This is a genomic window from Variovorax sp. GW822-FHT04E09, from assembly GCF_058800845.1.
Genome location: NZ_JBXAMR010000003.1, coordinates 531,439 through 551,682, shown reverse-complemented (window position 1 = coordinate 551,682; position 20,244 = coordinate 531,439). Strand labels below are relative to the sequence as shown.

Sequence of the window (20,244 nt, the reverse complement as noted above, 5' to 3'; positions counted from 1 at the left end):
CGATAAGTGAAGCTTGGCCTGCCTATGCAACGCATAAGGAATACTTTGGAAAAGAACCTCAGCCTCGACCAGCTCGCCACCTTCGCCCTGGTGATCGACACCGGCAGCTTCTCCGCCGCGGCCGACCGGCTCGGCCTGTCGCAACCGGCCGTGAGCCTGCAGGTGCGCCAGCTCGAACGCCGGCTCGCGGTGCGGCTCATCGAGCGGGTCGGCAAGCGCGCGCGGGCCACGCCGGCCGGTGCGGAGCTGCTGCGCCATGTGCCGCAGATCGAAGCGGCGGTCGAGAACGCGATCGACGCGCTGGCCGACCACGCGCGCGGCGTCACGGGCCGCGTGCGGCTGGGCACGGGCGCCACGGCCTGCCTGTACTTCCTGCCGGCCGTGCTGCGCCAGCTGCGCGAGGAATTCCCCGCGCTCAGCGTGGTGGTGAGCACCGGCAACACCGACGAGCACGTGCGCAAGGTGGAAGACAACAGCATCGACCTCGCGCTGGTCACGCTGCCCGCGGCGGGGCGTTCGCTGAGCGTGATCCCCGTGTGCGACGACGAGTTCGTCGCCATCGGCCGCGCCGACCTCGCGCCGCTCAAGGCCCGCGTGACGCCGGCCGACCTGGCGCCGCTGCCGCTGGTGCTGTTCGAGCCCGCGGCCAACACGCGCAAGCTGGTCGATCGTTGGTTTGCTGCCGAGGGCCTGCAGCCGCAGCCCGTGATGGAGCTGGGCAGCGTCGAGGCGATGAAGGAGATGGTGGCCGCGGGGCTGGGCTACGGCCTGGTGCCCGGCATGTCGATGGCGGGGCGCGGCGCCCACCCGGCGCTGAAGGCCAGCCGCCTCGCCCCGCGCATGCACCGCACGCTGGCGGTGGTGATCCGTCGCGACAAGCCGCTCAACAAGGCGCTGCGCACGGTGCTCGAGGCGATCGTGGCGGCCGGGAAGAAACCCGGCCGCCGCTAGGAGTCCTTACTCTGGAATGGCCGCCAGCGGCGCCGCGCCGCCGCGTGCGCGGCCCAGCGTGCCGACGATGAGCGCGGCGATCAGCACCAGCACGCCGCTGAGCACCATCGTGGGCGAGATGCCGCGGCTGTCGACCATCAGGCCGCCGATCAGCGCGCCGGAGGCGATCGCCACCTGGAAGCCCGTCACCAGCAGGGCCTGGCCGGCTTCCTGCGCGTCGGGCACGGCTTCCATCATCCAGCCGGTGAGCGCCACTGGAATCAGGCCGAAGGCCACGCCCCAGATCACCACCACCACCGCGCCGGCCACCATGCCGGTGCCGATCAGCGTCGACAGCAGCAGCGCCGTGGCGAGCATCAGCGCCGCCAGCAAGGTGGTGCCGCGCACGCTGCGCGCCACCAGGCTGCCGCCCAGGAAGGTGCCGATGAAGCCCACCGCACCGTAGACCAGCAGCAGCGTCGAGACCGCGTTGGCCTGCAGGCCGAACACCTGCTGCAGCAGCGGCTTCAGGTAGGTGTAGGCCGCGAAGTGGCCGGCGATGAAGAACAGCACGGCGAGCAGGCCGACCTGCGCCATGCGGCGCGTGAGCGGCGTGAGCAGGTCGCGCGCACCGATGGCGCGTTGCGGCGGAATGGCGGGCAGCAGCCACAGCTGCACCAGCAGCACGGCCGCGGCCAGCGCGCCGGTCACGGCGAACGAGGCGCGCCAGCCGAACATCGTGCCCAGCCACGAGCCCGCGGGCACGCCGAGCACCGTGGCGGCCGACACGCCGGCCAGCACCAGCGACATGGCGCGCGCCTTCGAGGCGTCGGGCACCAGCTGCGTGGCGGCGGCGGGCGCGAAGGTCCAGAAGCCGCCCACGGCCAGGCCGAGCATCAGGCGTGCGACCAGCATCGTCGTGAAGTTGGGCGCGAACGCGGCCAGCAGGTTCGAGGCGATCAAGAGCAGCGTGAGCGCGATCAGCACCGTGCGCCGGTCGAGCCGGCCCGAGGCGACGATCAGCGCCGGCCCGGCGAAGGCAGCGAGCACGCCGGGCATGGTGATCATCAGCCCGGCCGTGCCGTCCGACACGTTCAGGCCGCGCGCGATGTCGGTGAGCAGGCCGATGGGCATGAACTCGGTCGACACCATCGCGAAGGTGCCGACGGCGATGGAGCCGACCGCGAGCCATGCGGAGCGGGTGGGGGCGGCCACGGCGTCGCGCGCGGGCGCCGCCAGGTCGTCGATGCAGGGGGTGCTGCCGGAAGAATTCATCATGGAGATGCAGTCCTTGAACGCATCGGCGATGAAGACGCCAATGCCGGTGAGGGGGCATTGGAGTGTGCGAGCCGGCCGCCTTGCGACCAAGGGGCGGTGGAGCAGTAGACAGTTTCCCTGCGGCGAACAATCGACCCCTTTGGTGACTGCAGCCATCCAGGGATGCGGCGATGGCGTCTTTCGCCGTCACCGTTTTTTGGAGTTGCCGAGACTAAGTGTGGGCAGGGCGCAACTGCAGCGCCTGTCCGTCGGCCACGAACGATTCATCGACCAGCACGCGGAAGGCCGTGCCTTGCACGAACTTCGGCTGCGCGACGGCCGGCGAGAGAAACTCGATGTCGAGCGCGACCGGCGTGCCGCGCGCGAGCAACGTGCCCTGCGGCACGCGCCAGCGCGCCGAGAAGCCTTCGGTGTCGAGCACCAGCGCGCCCCGGTATTCGCCGGGGCCCAGCGGCACGTCCTGCGCCGGCACCGAGGGACGGCGGAAGGTGAGTTCCACGGCCAGGTGCGGCGTGAACTCGGGCAGCGCGTCGAAGCCTGCGGGCGGGGCCTGCTTGGGCGTGCGGCGCGGCAGCTTGCCGATGAGCCACCCGATCACGTTGCCGATGATCGGCACCCACAGCACCATCAGCAGCGTGGCGATGTCGCGCGTGGTGGTGCCGGGCGCCGCGTAGTGCCGCACGATGCCGCCGCCCACGGCCACGCACAGGAGGATCAGGACGATGACGCGTCGGCGGAACTGGATTTTGGTCATGAATGCGCGGGGTGAAAGCGGGTCCGGACCATAACCTACGCCGTCATCTGCCCCTTGCCTGCCGCTTGAGCGACCCGCAGCACCGCATCCGCCGGCAGCGCCTGCCAGTCGATCCATTCGCCCACCGCCACATGGTGCGTGGGCGCGGCGCCGCCTTCGACGGTGCCCCACTGCAGCGTGAGCCGGCGCTGGCCGAGCCGCAGCGCGAGCTCGAAGCCTGGCCAGTGCGCGGGCACATGCGGCGTCATCGACAACTGCCTGCCCTTCACGTTCAGGCCCAGCAAGGTCTCGACGGCCGCGCGGTGCAGCCATGCGGCCGAGCCGGTGTACCAGCTCCAGCCGCCCCGGCCCACATAGGGCGCGGCGCCATAGACATCGCCCGCCATCACATAGGGCTCCAGCTCGTAGACCGGACCGCGCGCGGGGTGCTGCGAACGGTGGGCCGGGCTCAGGCCCTCGAAGCTCTGCCACGCCGCTTCATGGTCGCCCTGCAGCGCCTGTGCCATCAGCGCCCACACGGCGCCGTGCGAGTACTGGCCGCCGTTCTCGCGCACGCCCGGCGGATAGGCCTGGATGTAGCCCGGGTTGTGGGTCGATTGGGAAAACGGCGGTGCCAGCAGCCGCAGCAGGCCGGCCGGTTCGTCGTGCAGGTGCTTGCCGATGGCGGCCATGGCCGGGCCGGTGTGGGCCGCGTCCGAGGCGCCCGAGAGCACCGACCAGGCCTGTGCGATCAGGTCGATGCGGCACTCGCTGTTGATCGACGAACCCAGCGGCGCGCCGTTGTCGAAGAAGGCGCGGCGGAACCAGGCGCCGTCCCAGCCGGCGTCGTGCAGCGCGGCGATCCAGCCCGTGCGCGCCGCGGTCCAGCGGGCGGCGCGTTCGTGTTCGCCGCGCGCTTCGGCAAGCGGCGCGAAGCGCTCGACCACGCTGCACAGGAACCACGCGAGCCACACCGATTCGCCACGGCCCTCGTGGCCGACGCGGTTCATGCCGTCGTTCCAGTCGCCGGTGCCCATCAGCGGCAGGCCGTGCACGCCGGTCTTCAGGCTGCGGTCGATGGCGCGCGCGCCATGGTCGAACACGGTGGTCATGCGGCCGCTGTTCTGCGGCGCGTAGTAGGCGTCTTCGGCGCCCTCGGGAATGCCGGGGCCTTCGATGAAGCCGACCATCTCGTCGAGCAGCGAGGCATCGCCCGTCACCTCGACGTAGTGCGCCGACGCGTACGGCAGCCACAGCAGGTCGTCCGAGAAATGCGTGCGCACGCCGGCGCCGCCGGGCATGTGCCACCAGTGCTGCACGTCGCCTTCGGGAAACTGGCGCGCCGCGTTCACCAGGATCTGCGCGCGCAGGCGCGGCGGGTCGGTGAGCGCGAAGGCCATCGCGTCCTGCAGCTGGTCGCGAAAGCCGAAGGCGCCACCGGCCTGGTAGAAGCCGGCCTTCGACCAGAGCCGGCAGGCCAGCGTCTGGTACACGAGCCAGCGGTTGACCAGCGCGTCGAACAGCGGGTCGGGCGTGCGCACCTGCAGGCGGCCCAGCAGCTCGTCCCAGAAGCCGCGCACCTGCGCCAGCGCTTCGGGCACGTCGCGCTGTCGCCAGCGGCGCGCAAGCTCGAGCGCCGCGTCGGCGTTGCCCGCGTGGCCCAGCACGAAGCTGAAGCTTGCGGTTTCGCCCGCCGCCACGACGAATTCGCCGCCGAGGGCCGCGCAGGCGTCGAGCCCGCTGCCGGCGCGCCGCGCCAGTGTGTCGGGCACCTCGACGATGCCGCGGCCGGCGAAGAACTCGCTGCGGTCGCAGGTCCATTGCGTGGCCCCGGTTGTCGCGCCCTGCAGGCCTGCGAGCAGCAGGAAGGCCGTGCTGCCGCCGAAGCCCGCGCTCGATTCGCGCTGCTGGCCGAACACGGCCGGCTGGTCCTCGGGCTTCCAGCAATGCACGGTGCGCCGTTCGCCGCGCGCGGCGCCCAGTTGCCACTCGACCATCGCGAGCGCGCGCAGGCGGCGCTGGCCGGCGCCTTCGTTGCGCACGCGCACGTGCACCAGCTTGACGGCCTCGTCGCGGTCCGCGAAGAAGGTGGTTTCGAGTGCGAGGTCGCCCTGGCGGCACTCGAAGACGGTGTAGCCCTGGCCGTGCCGCACGCGGTGGCGGGTGGTGCCGTCGCCACCGCCGGCAGGTGTCAGCGGCAGCATCTCTCGCGTCGCCACGTCCTGCAGCAGGTAGTGCTCGAAGGCCGGGTCCTGCACCGGGTCGTTGGACCAGGGCGTGACCTGGTGCATGCGGCTGTTGCCGGCCCAGGTGTAGCCGGTGCCCCATTCGGAGACCTGGAAGCCGAAGGTGGCGTTGGCGATCACGTTGATCCACGGGCGCGGCGTGCGGTGGTCGGGGCCGACCTCGAAGCGGAACTCGCCGCTCTCGGCGTCGAAGTTGCCGGTGGGTGCGGTGACATTCGACGAGGTGGCCTGCCGCGTCAACAGCGGCGTGCGGTGCTGCACCGGTGCGCTGCTGTCGTCCGCAATCGTCGGGCTGCGTGCCTCATGCAACGCAGCGACCTGCACTTCGAGCGCGCGGCCGTCGGCCGTGAACACCACGCGCGCCAGGCTGGAGAGCGCGGCCTTTTCCGACGGCACCACGTCCTGGTCGCGCAGCAGGTAGAAGCCGGCGGTGTCGTTGCGCGGAAAGCTGTTCTGCGTCTGCTGTGCGACGCGCGTGCGCAGCATCTCGATCTCGCGCTGCAGCGGCATGAGGTACGAGTTCGGTTCGCTGTTGAGCACCACCAGGTCGCAGGCCACGCCGCCGAAGCCCCACCACGGCTGCGCGCGCAGCAGCGTGTTGATCAGGCCCATGCCGTTCATCGAGTGGATGTAGACCAACACGATGGGCTTGTCGCCCGAGATGCCGAAGCGCCAGATCTGGCGCAGGTCGATCAGCCCGCGGTCCCTCATCACACGCGGCGTGGTGTAGGTGAGGATGGTCGTCAGGTCCTGCAGCGCCAGGTTCTGCGCGGGCGCGATGCTCAGGTCGCGCAGCCGCACCTGCGCCAGCGTGGCGGCCATGCGGGTGGCGCGCTCCACGTGCATGGGCTGCAGGTAGCGGTCGATGCAGGGCATCAGCGCCTCGATGCTTTCGTCGGCGGCGGTGGCGAAGCTCAGGCGCGCGGTGGTGCCCGGCGCGATCGACAGGCGCACGCGCAGGCAGGCGATGGGGTCCAGGCCGTTCACCTGCTTGCCCTGGGCCGTGAGCGGTTGCGGGTCGAGCGCAGGGTCGGCCAGCGTGCGGTTGCGGCCGATGAAGGCGCGCCGGTCGGTCATGCAGTCGATCGACAGCACGTGGGCATCGACCGAGGCCACGAAGTGCACCGCGGCCACCACCGCATCGCCATGCAGGCGCGGCTTGCGCGACAGCAGCAGCGCGCGCCACGTGGGCTCCCAGCGCGATTCGACGAACAGGTTGGCAAAGGCCGGATGCGCCTCGTCGGCCTTGGGGTTCGACAGCACGGGCTCGAAGTACGAGACGAGTTCGAGCGTGCGCGTTTCGTCGCCCGAGTTGTGCAGCGTGATGTGGCGCAGCTCGGTGTCGTCCTCGGGGCTGATGAGCACCGTGGTGCGCACCTGCAGGCCGGGGCCGGTCGCATCGAACTGCACCTGGTCGGCCAGGAAGCGGGTGCGGTAGTGCCAGTCGACACCGGGCGCGGGCAGGGCGGTGAGCGAGGTGAGCTCGCTTTGCCCTCCGTCTTTTTCGATATCGCGCACATAGAAGAAAGTGCCGTAGCTGTCGCGCAGCGGATCGTCGCGCCAGCGCGTCACGTTGAATGCGCGCCAGCGGCTCACGCCCGCGCCGTTGGCCCGCAGTGCCACCGTGTAGCGGCCGTTCGACAGCAGGTGCGTGGGCTGGAAGCCCGGCCCCGTCGGATCGACCACGCGCGGCTGGAACAGCGGCGCCAGCTCGGCCTGGCTGGGCTCGGGCGGCGTGCGCGGGTCGGCGCTGCCGATGATCTGGCGCGGCGTGCGCTCGTGCAGCAGCGACTCGTGCGCCTGCACCAGCGCGGCGCTGCCGAACCAGCGGCGCGGCGCGTCGTCGCGCAGCACGTTGCACAGCGCCACCAGCGACATGCCCTGGTGGTGCGCCATGAAGTTGCGCACCACGGTGAAGTCCTGGCCCTCGGCCTGGCGCGAGGTGGTGAAGTCGATCGCGTCGTGAAAACCGAACTCGCCGCGCGCGCCGAGCGATTCGAGCAGCGCGAGGTTGCGCACCGCCGCTTCGGGCGCGAACGGCGCGGCCATCAGGCTGGCGTAGGGCGCCACCACGCGGTCGGTCGGTGGCGTGCGCCGCAGCGCCAGGCGGGGCACGCCGAAGGGCGAGTACTGGTACGCCAGCGAATGGTCTTGCGCGAAGTAGGCCGACTCGGACACGCCCCACGGCATGTTCTGTGCGCGGCCGAAGGCCTGTTGTTCGGCAATGGCCGCGGCATTGGCCACCTGCAGCAGGCCGTCGGTGGGCTCGGTCATCACGAGCGCGGGCATGAGGTACTCGAACATCGAGCCTGACCATGATTTCAGGCTGGGCTGGAAGCCCACCAGAAGGAACGGACGGCCCAGCGCCATCCAGTGGCGGCGCGGCACGTCGCCCTTGGCAATCGCCAGGAAGCTCAACAGGCGCGACTCGGAGGCCAGCAGGTCGTAGTAGCTCGCGTCGAGCACGTTCTCTTCGACGCGCAGGCCGATGTGGAACAGGTGACGCTTGGCGTCGTAGAGGCCGCTGAAGTCCATGCCGTCGTGCAGCGCGTCGCAGCGTCGGGCCAGTGCTTCCAGTGCGGGTGCTTCGTGGGGCTGGCAGCTTGCGTCCGCCGCGAAGGCACGGCAGGCCTGCGCCACGGCCACGAGGTGGCCCGCGAAGTTGCCGCTGTCCACGCTGGACACATAGTCCGGCGGCAGCGGCTTGAGCGTCTGCGTGTCGTACCAGTTGAACAGGTGGCCGTTGTGCTTGTGCATGCGGTCGACGGTGTCGAGCGTGGCCGTGAGGCGCGCCAGCAGGGCTTGTGTGTCGATCCAGCCGAACTCGCGTGCGCAGCAGGTGGCCAGCAGGTACATGCCGATGTTGGTCGGCGAGGTGCGGTGCGCGAGGGTCGGCTGCGGCTCGAGTTGCAGGTTGTCGGGCGGCAGGTGGTGGTCGTCCGGGCCGACCACGTGCTCGAAGAAGCGCCAGGTGTCGTGCGCCAGCGTCTCGAGGTAGCTGCGTTGCGCGGGCGCGAGCGGGTCTTCGGCGTGTGCGTCGACATGGCTGCCCCACCAGGCCGCGATGGGCGCCAGCGACCACAGCACGAAGAGCAGGGGGCCGAGCACCGGCCAGGCGCTCCAGTTGGCGAGCACGGCCAGCACCAGGCACACCGCGCTGCTGAGGGCCGCGCTGCGCACGAAGGGCTTCAGGCGCTGGCTCGATTGCGCCTGCGCCTGGTCGGCCGTCGTCCACTGCAGCAGGTGCCTGCGGCTCACGACCAGCCGCCAGGTGGCGAGGAAGGCCGCGTCGAGCAGCAGGCGCGTCTGCGCCGCCAGCTGCACGAACTGCCAGGCCGCACCGGCCAGGGCGCGCAGCAGCTCGACCGCGCCCGCGTCGAAGAAGTGGCGCAGCTCGATGGCGCGGCGTGTCGGCACCAGGCCGGCCAGCGCGCCCAGCAGCGGGCCGAGCGTGAGCGCCGCACCGACAGCGGCCAGCGCCCAGCCCAGCGGCATGGCCTGCGTGAAGATCACCAGCACCAGCAGCGCGAAAGACGCCGGCACCACCAGCGAGCGGCGCAGGTTGTCGCTCATCTTCCACAGGCCCAGCGCGTCGATGCCGAAACGGCGCGCGCGCCACATCAGCGGCAGCAGCTGCCAGTCGCCGCGCACCCAGCGGTGCACGCGCGAGGCGGCCACGCCGGCATGGTGCGGATGGTCTTCGACCAGCACCACGTCGCTGACCATCGCGCAGCGCGCGACGCTGCCTTCGAGCAGGTCGTGGCTCAGCACGGCGCTGTCGGGCAGGCGGTCGTTCAGCGTGGCGTGCACCGCGCGCACGTTGAGCAAACCCTTGCCGGTGAAGGAGCCGCTGCCGAACACGTCCTGGTAGATGTCGGAGGCGCCGCTGCCGTACGGGTCGAGCCCGCACTGCCCGGCGAACACCCAGTGGAAGAAGGAGCGCTCGCTGCGCATCGGGAACGGCGTGACGATGCGCGGCTGCAGGATGCCGAAGCCCGCGACCACGCGCCGGCTCGGCATGTCGATCTCGGGCGCGTTCAGCGGATGCGCGGCAATCGACACGAGGTCGCGCAGCGCGCCGGGCGGCAGGCCGGTGTCGCTGTCGAGCGTCAGCACATAGGGCGTGCGGCCGGGCGCGAGCTGCTGGCCCGGTGAGAGCGGCAGAAAGCCGCTGGCGTCGCCGCTGGCCAGCAGGCGCATCAGCATTTCGAGCTTGCCGCGCTTGCGCTCCCAGCCCATCCAGCGCTGCTCGGTCTCGCTCCAGCTGCGCGGACGGTGCAGCAGCAGGAAGCGCGGCGCCGTGCCTTCGGCCGGCGGGTACTTGGCGTTGAGCGCGGCGATGCGTTGCTGGGCGTCATCGAGCAAGGGCGCGTCGTCGGGCATCGCCGCTTGCGACGCGTCGGCCCAGTCGGTCAGCAGCGCGAACTGCGCGTGCGCCTCGCGGTTGGCGAGCCAGTGCAGTTCGAGCCGGTGCGCGAGCCTGGCGTTGTTCGCGGTCGAGCCCAGCATCGTGGGCATGACGACGAGTGCGCGGTGCCGCTCGGGAATGCCACTTGCAAAATCGAGGCGTGGCAGGGCCTGCACGCGCACCGACTCCGCCATGATGCGTTGCGCCAGCGCAATCAGCGCTTCGGACAGCGGCCACGCGAGCAGCAGCAACGCCGCGACCGCGGTCCAGTCGCCGCGATGCGGCAGGCCGTGCAGCACGGCGGCCAGCAGCAGCGCGGTGCCGAGGGCGACGGACCCCACGTAGACGGGCAGGCGCCAGCCGCGATGGCTGCGCGCGGGGCGTGTGTGTGCGGTGCGTGCGGCCTGGTCCGGCGCTGCGTTCGCCTGCAGCGATGCAATCAGCGCGGGCCGGCCCTGGCCGAAGAGGTAGTAGCCGGCGGTGCCGTCGGCGCGGTCGGTCTCTGCGCCGGCTTCGTCGGCCGGCGCGCCCGATGCCAGCGTGACCACGGCCTGCGCCACTTCGCGCTCGGGCCGTTCGGTGCTGCGCGCCACCTGCTCCATCGCATGCGTGATCTGCTGGCGCGTGAGTTCGCTCTCGTTCGCGAAGCTCGGCAGTTCGCGCAGCACGCGCAGCGAGCGGCTCACCGGCTCGATGAGGTCGCTCCATTCGACCTGGCCGATCATGCGCAAGGTCGTGATGATGTTGCCGACCGTGAGGTTGGCCGCGGCCTGCGCGTTCTGCGCGTCGCCGATCAGCGCCGGGCCGTTGGGGCAGTGCTGTTCGGTCCAGCGCACCAGCGCGGGCATGTCGTCGCCGTGCTCGACGGGCAGGCGCTGCCACAGCTGCGTGAGGTAGCTGTCCTGCAGGCCGTGGCTTTGCAATGCGCGGTAGAGCACGTCGAGGTCCTGCACCGAGAGGTGCGGCGCCGCGTCCCAGGCGGCATGGGCGATCTCGCGCGCGACCTTGTTCTCGGCAATGCGCTCGGCCACGCGGCGCAGGTTTTCGAGCAGCACCACGCGCAGGGTGGTGGGCAGCGCCCACAGCTCGCCGAGCATGAGCTCGTCGATGTCCTGGTAGGCGTTGAGGAAGGCCGTGAACAACGTCTTGTTGAGCACGCTGTCGGTGTGCGCCACATAGGCCCACGCAATGCCGTACACGCGCGGCAGCCCTGCCAGCGGCGGCGTGACGAGCTTGGGCAGGCGCGCGTAGTAGCTGCGCGGCACGCCGTCATGGATCTGCTGGAGTTGCGCCTCGACGAGGTGGAAGTTGTCGAGCAGCCATTCCGCCGCCGGCGACACATAGCGCCCGCTCAGCGAGATCAGCGCGATGTAGTCGAAGGCGGCGCGCAGCGACTCGAGGTTCTCGTCGACCCGCGGAAAGAAGGGCGCGCCTTCGCGCGCGCGGTGGTGTGCGTCTTCCACCACCTGGGCACGGGCCAGGCTGTGGCCGTGCTGTTCGAAACGTTGGGCACCGAAGAGTTCGGCGCGAATCGGGAGGGCTACCGGATCGTGCGGACCGAGCAGAAGGGTCCGGGCGTAGTGACTGAGCCCTTGGAGGCGGTCGACGACGGCAGCGGCGCTCAAGTGACCGCGAACAAGCCGATGCCCAACACCACGGCCACGCAGGCCATCGTGACAATGCGACCCGCAGCGAGCGCGCGCACACGTTGCATGTGGCTTCGCAGCGAGAACCATCGCCCGTGGGCACGTGCACAGTGGTGCATGTGGGAAGCCAGGGCCTCGAAATCGCTGCCGACGAAATCGATCTGAGAATGGGAAAGGGACTGCGGGACGGACATTGCAACGGGCTCCTGTGAAACGACTTCGAGCTGCCGCGCGATTGCGAGAACTGTGAACGTGTCCCGACCGTACCCTTTTAAATGACCTTACAGGTACCTCATTGCCGACAGCGCACGTAGGAAAGGGCGCACAAGGCGCCCTTTGTCCATGGAGGCTGTGTGCCGGTCAGCCCGTGTTGCGCAGCCCCGCCGCCACCCCGTTGATCGAGATGTGGATGCCGCGCTGCAGCCGCTCGCCGCCGTCGCCCGCGCGATAACGCCGCATCAGCTCGACCTGCAGGTGGTGCAGCGGGTCGATGTAGGGGAAGCGGTGGCGCACCGAGCGCTGCATTTCTGCATTGCCCTCGAGCCGCTGCTTGGCGCCCGTGATGAGCGTGAGCGCGTCCGAGGTGCGTTGCCATTCGGCCTCGATCATCGAGAACACCTTCTGGCGCAGCTTGCGGTCGGTGACCAGCTCGGCATAGCGCGAGGCCAGCGCGAGGTCGCTCTTGGCGAGCACCATGTCCATGTTCGACAGCAGCGTGCGAAAGAACGGCCATTGCACGTACATGCGCTGCAGCAGCGCCTGGCGTTCCTTCTTGCCTGCGGCGGTGCCGGCGGCGGCCAGGAACCGCTCCACGCCCGAACCGAAGCCGAACCAGCCCGGCAGCGTGAGGCGGCACTGGCCCCAGCTGAAGCTCCATGGCACGGCGCGCAGGTCGTCGATCTTGTGGCTCGGGTTGCGCGAGGCGGGGCGCGAGCCGATGTTGAGCTCGGCGATCTCGCGGATCGGCGTCGAGCCGAAGAAGTAGTCGCCGAAGCCAGGGGTCTCGTACACCAGCTTGCGGTACGCGGCCATGCTCGCGGTCGAGAGTTCGCCCGCGGCCGAGAGGAAGTTCGCCGGCGCCGACTTGCCCTGCGGAAGCAGCGTGGCTTCGAGCGTGGCGGCCACCAGCGTCTCGAGGTTGCGCCGGCCGATCTCGCGGTTGGCGTACTTCGAACCGATCACTTCGCCCTGCTCGGTGAGGCGGATCTGGCCGCGCACCGTGCCCGGCGGCTGCGCCAGGATGGCCTGGTAGCTCGGGCCGCCGCCGCGTCCCACCGTGCCGCCGCGGCCATGGAACATGCGCAGGCGGATGGGGTTCTTTTTCTTCTTGTTCAGCTCGTCGAACAGCGACACCAGCGCGATGCCCGCACGGTACAGCTCCCAGTTGCTGGTGAAGATGCCGCCGTCCTTGTTGCTGTCGGAGTAGCCCAGCATCACGTCCTGCTCGGCGCCCGAACGCTCGATGAGCGCCTGGATGTTCGGCAGCGCGTAGAAGGCGCGCACGATGGGCGCGGCGTTGCGCAGGTCTTCGATGGTCTCGAACAGCGGCACCACGATCAGGTCGCAGGTCGCGTTGCTGTCCATCGCGCCGCGCAGCAGGCCCACTTCCTTCTGCAGCAGCAGCGCCTCGAGCAGGTCGCTCACCGTTTCGGTGTGGCTGATGATGTAGTGGCGGATGGCCGCCGCGCCGTAGCGTGCACGCGCGGTGCGTGCGGCCGCGAAGATGGCCAGCTCGCTTCGGGCGAGCGGCGAGTAGTCGGCGTCGGGCACGCGCAGCGGACGCGCGTCGTCGAGCAGCTTGAGCAGCAGCGTCTGCTTGGCCTCTTCGGCCAGCGACGCGTACGAGGGCTCGATGCGCGCGGTGGCCAGCAGCTCGGCGATCACGGCCTCGTGCTTGTCGGAACTCTGGCGCAGGTCGACCGTGGCCAGGTGGAAGCCGAACACCTCCACCGCGCGGATCAGCGGGCGCAGGCGCGGCGCCGCGAGCACGGTGCCGTGCTTCTCGACCAGCGACTCTTCGATGGTGCGCAGCTCGGCCAGGAATTCTTCGGCGTTCGCATACGGGTTCTGCGGCGCGACCGCGTGGCGCGCGGCCTCGCCGCCGCTGAGCTCGCGCAGCGTGGCGGCCAGGCGCGCGTACACGCCGGTGAGGGCGCGGCGGTAGGGCTCGTCCTTGCGGTGCTCATTGGTGTCGGGCGAACGCTCGGCCAATGCCTGCATCTCGACCGACACGTCGACCAGCGTGGCCGACAGCGACAGCTCGCCGCCCAGGTAGTGCACCTCGGTGAGGTAGTGGCGCAGCGCGAGTTCCGACTGGCGGCTCAGCGCGTACTCGAGCGTCTCGGCCGTGACGTTGGGGTTGCCGTCGCGGTCGCCGCCGATCCACTGGCCCATGCGCAGGAAGGGCGCGACCGAGGGCGTCTGCCCGCCTTGCACCAGCGCCTTCTCGAGGTCGGCGTACACGCGCGGAATTTCGCGCAGGAAGGTGGCTTCGTAGTAGCTCAGCGCGTTCTCGATCTCGTCGGCCACCGTGAGCTTGGAGAAACGCAGGATGCGCGTCTGCCAGATCTGCGTGACGCGGATGCGCACCTGGGTTTCGTTGTCGGCCAGCTCGATGGGGGAGAGCGCGTCTTTTCCGCCCGCATAGGCGTTCTGGCGCAGCTTGATCTCGTCGCGCGTGGTCAGCAGCAGGGCGATGGCGCGCTCGGCGTCGAGGATGCTCTTGCGCTGCACTTCGGTCGGGTGCGCCGTGAGCACGGGCGACACGTAGCTGTGGGCCAGCGAGGCGACGATCTCGTCGGGCTTGATGCCGGCCTTGCGGATGCGGGCCAGGGCGGTCTGCAGGTCGCCGTCGGCCTGCACGCCTTCGCGCTCGGCCTCGGTGCGGCGGCGGATCTGGTGGCGGTCTTCGGCCAGGTTGGCCAGGTGGCTGAAGTAGGTGAAGGCGCGGATCACGCGCACCGTTTCGGCGGCGCTCAGGCCCTTGAGCAGGTTCTTCAGCGCGCGGTCGGCGGCATGGTCGGCGTCGCGCCGGAACGACACCGACAGGGTGCGGATCTTCTCGACCAGCGCGTAGGTTTCGTCACCCTCCTGCTCCCGGATCACGTCGCCGAGGATTCGGCCCAACAGCCGGATGTCGTCGATCAATGGCTGGTCTTCGGTCTGGCGGCGCTTGGCGGGAGATGCAGGAGTCTTGCTGGCTTTCATTCGATGTTGTTCCTGGGGACTTGAATGGACGCGCCGCCTCCGTTGCTGCGGCGCAACATGCTAGCATTCCAGAGGTCAGAAACCATGTACTTTTTTGGGAGCGATCTTGAGCAACATCGTGATCGCCACGCGCGAAAGCCGGCTGGCCCTGTGGCAGGCCGAACACGTGCAAACGCTTTTGCAAGAACGAGGCCACACGGTCAGCCTGCTGGGCATGACGACCCGTGGTGACCAGATCCTGGACCGCACGCTGAGCAAGGTCGGCGGCAAGGGCCTCTTCGTCAAGGAACTCGAAGCCGCGCTCGAAGACGGGCGCGCCGACATCGCCGTGCATTCGCTCAAGGATGTGCCGATGGAGCTGCCCGAGGGCTTCACGCTGGCCTGCGTGCTGGAACGTGAAGACCCGCGCGACGCGCTGGTGTCGCCGCGCTACGCCTCGCTCGACGAGCTGCCGCAGGGCGCGGTGGTCGGCACCTCCAGCCTGCGCCGCGTGGTGCTGCTGCGCGCGCAGCGGCCCGACCTGCGCATCGAACCGCTGCGCGGCAACCTCGACACCCGCCTGCGCAAGCTCGACGAAGGCCACTACGACGCCATCGTGCTCGCGGCGGCCGGGCTCAAGCGGCTGGGCCTCGAAGACCGCATCCGCGTCGCCTTCGACCCCGACACCATGCTGCCCGCCGCAGGGCAGGGCGCCCTCGGCATCGAGGTGCGCGCCGACCGCCAGGACCTCATCGACCTGCTGGCGCCGCTGGCCCACAAGAGCGACTGGCTCTCGACCACCGCCGAGCGCGCCGTGAGCCGCGCGATGGGCGGCAGCTGTTCCATGCCGCTCGCGGCCCATGCGCGCCGCCAGCCCGACGGCACGCTGCGCATCGACGCCGCCTGGGGCGACCCCGAAGGCGATGCGCCGCTGGTGCGCGTGCACGCGCAGGCCGAGGCCGGCGACTTCGCGGGGGCCGATGCCCTCGGCCAGCACGCCGCCGGGCTGCTGCGCGACGCCGGTGCCCACTGATCACGGTGGGCGCCGAGCGATGCGCGCGGGGCCTGTCATCGTCACGCGGCCGGCGCACGAAGCGGCGGCGTGGGTCCGTGATTTCCAGTCGGCCGGGCTCGAGGCCGTGGCGCTGCCGCTGATCGCCATCGCGCCCGCGCTCGACGTCGAACCGCTGCGCGCCGCGTGGGCGCGGCTCGCGGACTACGCGGCGCTGATGTTCGTGAGCGCCACCGCCGTCGACCACTTCTTCCAGCACCGGGGCACCTCGACCCTCGCCGGTTGCCGCTTCTGGGCCACCGGCCCCGGCACCGAGCGCGCATTGCTGCGCGCCGGCGTGCCGCCCGCCGCCATCGACGCACCGCCACCCGGCGCCACGCGCTTCGACTCCGAGGCGCTGTGGGCGCTGGCCCACGGGCAGGTGTCGCCGGGCGTGCGCGTGCTCATCGTGCGCGGTGGCGACGAGGCCGGCCAGCCGGCCGGCCGCCAATGGCTGGCCCGCGAGATCGACGCCGCCGGCGGCGTGCGCGACACCGTCGTGGCCTACCGGCGCCTGGCGCCCGCGCTCGACGAGGCGCAGCGCCGCATCGCGACCGAAGCTGCCGCCGGATATGGCATCTGGCTCTTCAGCAGCTCGGAAGCCATCGGCAACCTGCAGCGCGCCATGCCGGGCACCTCCTGGCAGGCCGCGCGCGCCATCGCCACCCATGCACGCATCGGCGAAGCCGCGCAGGCCGCGGGTTTCGGGGCGTTGCGTGTCTGCACACCCCTGCGGGAAGCACTGATCGCGTCGATAGAATCCTTCGCATGAGCGCCGCGTCCCCGTCCGACGACCTTTCTCCCCCTTCCGCCGCCCCGGTGCAGGTGCCCGCCACGGTGGCGCCGCACCAGACGCCCGCCGCCCAGGCGGCCGCGGCCACCCTGCTGGCACGCATCGGCATGGGCCTCGTGGCCCTCGTGGCGCTGATCGCGCTGCTGTCGACGATCGCGCTGTGGCAGAAGGTCGGCGGCATGAAGGAACAGCTCGCGCGCCAGAGCGCCGAGGCCACCGCCCAGTCGATGGAAGCGCGCACGCTGGCCCGCCAGGCCAGCGACACCGTGCGCGACGCCGCCGCCCGCGTGGCCCTCATCGAGACCCGCGTGGCCGAAGTCGCGCTGCAGCGCTCGCAGCTGGAAGAACTCATTCAAAGCCTCTCGCGTTCGCGCGACGAGAACCTGGTGATCGACATCGAATCCGCCGTGCGCCTCGCGCTGCAGCAGGCACAGGTCACCGGCAGCCTCGAGCCGCTGCTCGCCGCGCTCAAGGCCGGCGACCTGCGCATCGCACGCGCCGCGCAACCCCGGCTCGCGCCTGTGCAGCGCGCCATGCAGCGCGATGCCGACCGCCTGCGCAGCAGCGCCAGCACCGACAGCGCCGAAGCGCTGCAGAAGCTCGACGAACTGGTGCGCAGCGTGGACGACCTGCCCACGCTCAACGCGGTGGCTGTGCGCGGTAACGGCGTCAACGCCTGGCGGCCCGAACCCATTCCGGCCGATGCGCCCTGGTGGCAGCGCGTGCTGCTGACCATCCGCGGCGAGGCCCGTTCGCTGGTGCGCGTGGGCCGCATCGAGAGCCCCGAAGCCGTGCTGCTGGCGCCCGAGCAGTCGTACTTCCTGCGCGAGAACCTCAAGCTCAAGCTGCTCAACGCGCGGCTGTCGCTGCTGTCGCGCCAGATGGACGCCGCGCGCGGCGAATTGGGCCAGGTCACCACATCGCTCAACCGCTATTTCGATCCGGCCTCGCGCCGCACGCAGGCCGCGGCCACGCAGCTGCAGCAACTGCAGCAGCTCGTGCGCAGCACGGAGCCGGTGCGCATCGACGACACGCTCGCGGCGCTGACCACCGCGGCCGCAGGGCGCTGATCCGTTCATGCGCGCTGCAATCTGGCTCCTCGCGCTGTTCGCCGTCGCTGCGGCGGTGGCGCTGTTCGCCGGCAACAACCAGGGCACGATCACCGTGTTCTGGCCGCCGTGGCGGGTCGACCTTTCGCTGAACCTCGTGCTCGTGATCCTGCTGCTGACCTTCGTGCTGCTGCACGTCGCGTTGCGCGCGCTCGCGGCGCTGTTCTCGCTGCCCACGCAGGCGCGCCACTGGCGGCTGCAGCAGAAGGAACGCATGCTGCACTCCGCCTTGCTCGATGCGATGGTGCAGCTGATCGCCGGCCGCTTCTCGCGCGCCCGCAAGGCCGCGCAGGCCGCGCTCACGCAGGAAAAGACATTGGCCGCGCTCGGCGCCGAGCTGCCGCAGGCGCAGCAGGTGCGCGTGCTGTCGCACCTGTTGGCTGCTGAAAGCGCGCAGGCCCTGCAGGACAGGGCCGCGCGCGACGCGCATCTGCAGCAGGCCCTCAACGAAAGCGCCGACCGCACCGTGCTCGCGAGCCCGGAAACCCGCGAAGGCGTGCAACTGCGCGCCGCACGCTGGGCGCTCGACGACCGCGACCCCACGGCCGCGCTCGCACGGCTCGAAGAACTGCCGCAGGGCGCGCAGCGCCGCACGCTGGCGCTGCGGCTGCGCCTCAAGGCCGCGCGGCAGGACCGTCGCACGGTCGAGGCGCTCGACACCGCGCGCCTGCTGGCCAAGCACCGCGCTTTCTCCGACGCGGCGGCGCAAAGCATCGTGCGCGGCCTCGCGACCGAACTGCTGACCGGTGCGCACGATCCGGCGCAGCTGCTGCGTGCGTGGTCCGAGCTCGATTCGGCCGAACGCCAGATGCCCGAGGTGGCCATCCACGCAGCCCAGCGCATGGTCGCGCTGCGTGGCGACCTGGCATTGGCGCGCGGCTGGTTGCTGCCGGCTTGGGAGCGCATGGTGGCGAACCCGCGCGGTCTCGGCGACGGTCTGCGCGTGAAGCTCACGCGCGCGCTCGAAGCAGGGCTCGACTCGGTCGACGCCGACTGGCTCGCGCGCATCGAAAGCGCGCAGCGCAACAACCCGCGCGACCCGAACCTGCAGTACCTCGCCGGCATGGCCTGCATGAAGCGCCAGCTCTGGGGCAAGGCCCAGCAGCTGCTCACGCAGGCCGGGCTCGGTTTGCAAGACCCCGACCTCTACCGGCGTGCCTGGCTCGCGCTGGCCCAGCTGGCCGAGGCGCGCGAAGACCACGCGCAGGCGGCCGACGCGTGGAAGCGCGCGGCGCAGGTCGACAACACGCCCTGAGCGTTGGCCCGGTCCGCCGGCTTCAGGAGCATGCGGATTCCTTTGCGGTCGCCAGGCCTGTTGTTCGCACCGACGGCTTGCCGTTGCCGAAGATCAGCAGGCTGAAGCCGGCCAGCACCCACACCCCGATTCCGCCGTAGAGCATCACCCAGCCGAAGCTGTGGACCAGCGCCGCATGCACGGCGGCGCCCGACGGATCGGCCTGCGCCAGCGCCGGGAATTGCTCGGGCAGCGAGGCGAAGCTGCCCGCCGCGACCTTCTCCGCCAGCGCGCGCAGCTGCTCTGCATCGAGCGATGCCGACAGGGCGCTCTTCAGGTGCGCGTGAATGCCTTCGAGCAGCAGAAACCCCATCAGTGCAATGTTGATGGCCAGCGTGATCAGCCGCGCACTCATGTCCATGCCCGAGGCCATGCCCGCGCGCGCGCTCGACACCGAGCCGGTGGTGGTGTTGGTCACGGGCGTGTTCGTCAGGCCCAGCCCGATGCCGGCCAGCAGGCAGCCGGGCAGCAACGTGAGCCAGCTCGCATTTGCCATGCCGCTGCCCCAGCGCATCGCGATGAAGCCCAGCCCGATCACGAACAGACCCGCCGGAATGACCACGCCGGGCCGGTAGCGCATCGACAGTCGCTCGGCCAGCGGCGGCAGCACGAGCGTGGGCAACGTGTAGGCCAGCAGCGCCGAGCCGGCCGTGACGGCGTCGTAGCCCAGGCCGCTCTGGAAGTAGATCGGCAGGTAGATCATGAATGGCCAGAAGCTGAAGTTCATGCCGATGGAGCCGACGATCGAGCCCGAGAAATTGCGGATGCGGAAGACCGAGAAATCGAACATCGGGTGCGGGTTGATCTTCTCGACCCACACGAAGACCGCGAAGCAGGCCAGCGTCGCCACGAGGATGCTGATGGCCACGGGGCTCGCGAACCCAAGGCCCGGCCCCTGCGTGATGAAGTACGTGAGGCCGAACACCGCGAGCGACAGCGTGACGATGCCCGGCAGGTCGAGCCGCTTCGCATCGGGGTCGCTGGACTCTTCCACGCTGCCCAGGACCAGCGCCAGTGCCACCACGGCCAGCGGCACATGGACCAGGAACACCCATTGCCAGCTCGACAGCGCCACGATCGCGCCGCCGACGATCGGCCCGAAACCCAGCCCCATGCCGAACACCACGCCCCAGATGGCGAAGGCCTTGCTGCGCTCCTTGCCTTCCTGGAACTGGTGTGAGAGCACCGCGAGCTGGCAGATCAGCATCGCGCCGCCGGCCAGGCCCTGCAGGAAGCGGCTGACGATCAGCACCGGCGCATTGCCCGCGACGCCGCAGGCCAGCGAGGTGGCGCCGAACAGCACTACGCCGACGATCAGCACGCGCTTGCGGCCGTAGCGGTCGGCCAGCGTGCCGGCGGCCATCAGCACCGTGGTGCAGGCGATGGTGTAGGCGTTCATGATCCACTGCATGTCGCTGAAGTCGCCATGCAGTGATTTTTCGAGCGTGGGAAGAATGACCGGCACGCTGGAGATTTCCAGGCCGAACATCAGGGCAATGAGGCAGACTGCGGACAGGGCGATCCGGTTCTTGCCGGCAGGGGAGAGGGACATCGGACGGTTTCCAAGAAG

General features: G+C 70.5%; 11 protein-coding genes. 6 read left to right on the top strand and 5 right to left on the bottom strand.

Going from position 1 to position 20,244, the window contains the following annotated elements:
* The first annotated feature begins 24 nt into the window (after positions 1 to 24).
* Positions 25 to 951, top strand: a complete 927-nt coding sequence (locus AC1RL8_RS14805) for a LysR family transcriptional regulator (RefSeq protein ID WP_492684646.1) — start codon at positions 25 to 27, stop codon at positions 949 to 951.
* A gap of 6 nt (positions 952 to 957) precedes the next feature.
* On the opposite strand, the gene AC1RL8_RS14800 is transcribed toward AC1RL8_RS14805, so the two are convergent.
* The 3 genes from AC1RL8_RS14800 to AC1RL8_RS14790 all read right to left on the bottom strand — a co-directional run bounded on the left by AC1RL8_RS14800 (position 958) and on the right by AC1RL8_RS14790 (position 11,058).
* A complete protein-coding gene (locus AC1RL8_RS14800; protein ID WP_095949588.1) occupies positions 958 to 2,208 on the bottom strand; it encodes an MFS transporter in 1,251 nt (416 codons plus the stop codon).
* A 211-nt stretch (positions 2,209 to 2,419) separates the two neighbouring features.
* Entirely contained in the window at positions 2,420 to 2,962 is a 543-nt protein-coding gene (locus tag AC1RL8_RS14795) for a hypothetical protein (RefSeq protein WP_492684645.1), read from the bottom strand.
* A gap of 35 nt (positions 2,963 to 2,997) precedes the next feature.
* The gene (locus tag AC1RL8_RS14790) at positions 2,998 to 11,058 is read right to left on the bottom strand and encodes a glycoside hydrolase family 94 protein (protein ID WP_492684644.1); all 8,061 of its coding nucleotides are present in this window, start codon (positions 11,056 to 11,058) and stop codon (positions 2,998 to 3,000) included.
* 27 nt (positions 11,059 to 11,085) lie between these two features.
* Between AC1RL8_RS14790 and AC1RL8_RS14785 the strand changes: the two genes are divergently transcribed.
* On the top strand, positions 11,086 to 11,406 hold the full coding sequence (locus tag AC1RL8_RS14785; protein ID WP_492684643.1) for a hypothetical protein: 321 nt from the start codon (positions 11,086 to 11,088) through the stop codon (positions 11,404 to 11,406).
* A gap of 195 nt (positions 11,407 to 11,601) precedes the next feature.
* On the opposite strand, the gene ppc is transcribed toward AC1RL8_RS14785, so the two are convergent.
* Positions 11,602 to 14,448 (bottom strand): phosphoenolpyruvate carboxylase, encoded by a 2,847-nt coding sequence (gene ppc / locus AC1RL8_RS14780; RefSeq protein WP_492684642.1) that lies wholly within the window; start codon positions 14,446 to 14,448, stop codon positions 11,602 to 11,604.
* Positions 14,449 to 14,554: 106 nt separating this feature from the next.
* Between ppc and hemC the strand changes: the two genes are divergently transcribed.
* From hemC to AC1RL8_RS14760, 4 genes are read left to right on the top strand one after another with little or no spacing between them, the layout of a single operon-like run.
* Positions 14,555 to 15,460, top strand: coding sequence for a hydroxymethylbilane synthase (gene hemC, locus AC1RL8_RS14775; protein WP_492684641.1), 906 nt, complete (start codon positions 14,555 to 14,557; stop codon positions 15,458 to 15,460).
* Positions 15,461 to 15,479: 19 nt separating this feature from the next.
* Entirely contained in the window at positions 15,480 to 16,250 is a 771-nt protein-coding gene (locus AC1RL8_RS14770) for a uroporphyrinogen-III synthase (RefSeq protein ID WP_492684640.1), read from the top strand.
* Positions 16,247 to 17,341: a uroporphyrinogen-III C-methyltransferase gene (locus AC1RL8_RS14765; protein WP_062482753.1), complete on the top strand. Its 1,095-nt coding sequence runs from the start codon at positions 16,247 to 16,249 to the stop codon at positions 17,339 to 17,341. The genes AC1RL8_RS14770 and AC1RL8_RS14765 overlap by 4 nt, the downstream gene beginning before the upstream one ends.
* A 7-nt stretch (positions 17,342 to 17,348) precedes the next feature.
* A complete protein-coding gene (locus AC1RL8_RS14760; RefSeq protein ID WP_492684639.1) occupies positions 17,349 to 18,635 on the top strand; it encodes a heme biosynthesis protein HemY in 1,287 nt (428 codons plus the stop codon).
* A 22-nt stretch (positions 18,636 to 18,657) separates the two neighbouring features.
* On the opposite strand, the gene AC1RL8_RS14755 is transcribed toward AC1RL8_RS14760, so the two are convergent.
* A complete protein-coding gene (locus tag AC1RL8_RS14755; protein WP_492684638.1) occupies positions 18,658 to 20,226 on the bottom strand; it encodes an MFS transporter in 1,569 nt (522 codons plus the stop codon).
* Positions 20,227 to 20,244: the final 18 nt, after the last annotated feature.

What these genes read in the sequence shown, in the direction of transcription:
- ppc (WP_492684642.1), bottom strand. Translation starts at nt 14,448, where the DNA reads ATGAAAGCCAGCAAGACTCCTGCATCTCCCGCCAAGCGCCGCCAGACC.
- AC1RL8_RS14805 (WP_492684646.1), top strand. Translation starts at nt 25, where the DNA reads ATGCAACGCATAAGGAATACTTTGGAAAAGAACCTCAGCCTCGACCAG.
- AC1RL8_RS14800 (WP_095949588.1), bottom strand. Translation starts at nt 2,208, where the DNA reads ATGATGAATTCTTCCGGCAGCACCCCCTGCATCGACGACCTGGCGGCG.
- AC1RL8_RS14760 (WP_492684639.1), top strand. Translation starts at nt 17,349, where the DNA reads ATGCGCGCTGCAATCTGGCTCCTCGCGCTGTTCGCCGTCGCTGCGGCG.
- AC1RL8_RS14795 (WP_492684645.1), bottom strand. Translation starts at nt 2,962, where the DNA reads ATGACCAAAATCCAGTTCCGCCGACGCGTCATCGTCCTGATCCTCCTG.
- AC1RL8_RS14770 (WP_492684640.1), top strand. Translation starts at nt 15,480, where the DNA reads ATGCGCGCGGGGCCTGTCATCGTCACGCGGCCGGCGCACGAAGCGGCG.
- AC1RL8_RS14755 (WP_492684638.1), bottom strand. Translation starts at nt 20,226, where the DNA reads ATGTCCCTCTCCCCTGCCGGCAAGAACCGGATCGCCCTGTCCGCAGTC.
- AC1RL8_RS14765 (WP_062482753.1), top strand. Translation starts at nt 16,247, where the DNA reads ATGAGCGCCGCGTCCCCGTCCGACGACCTTTCTCCCCCTTCCGCCGCC.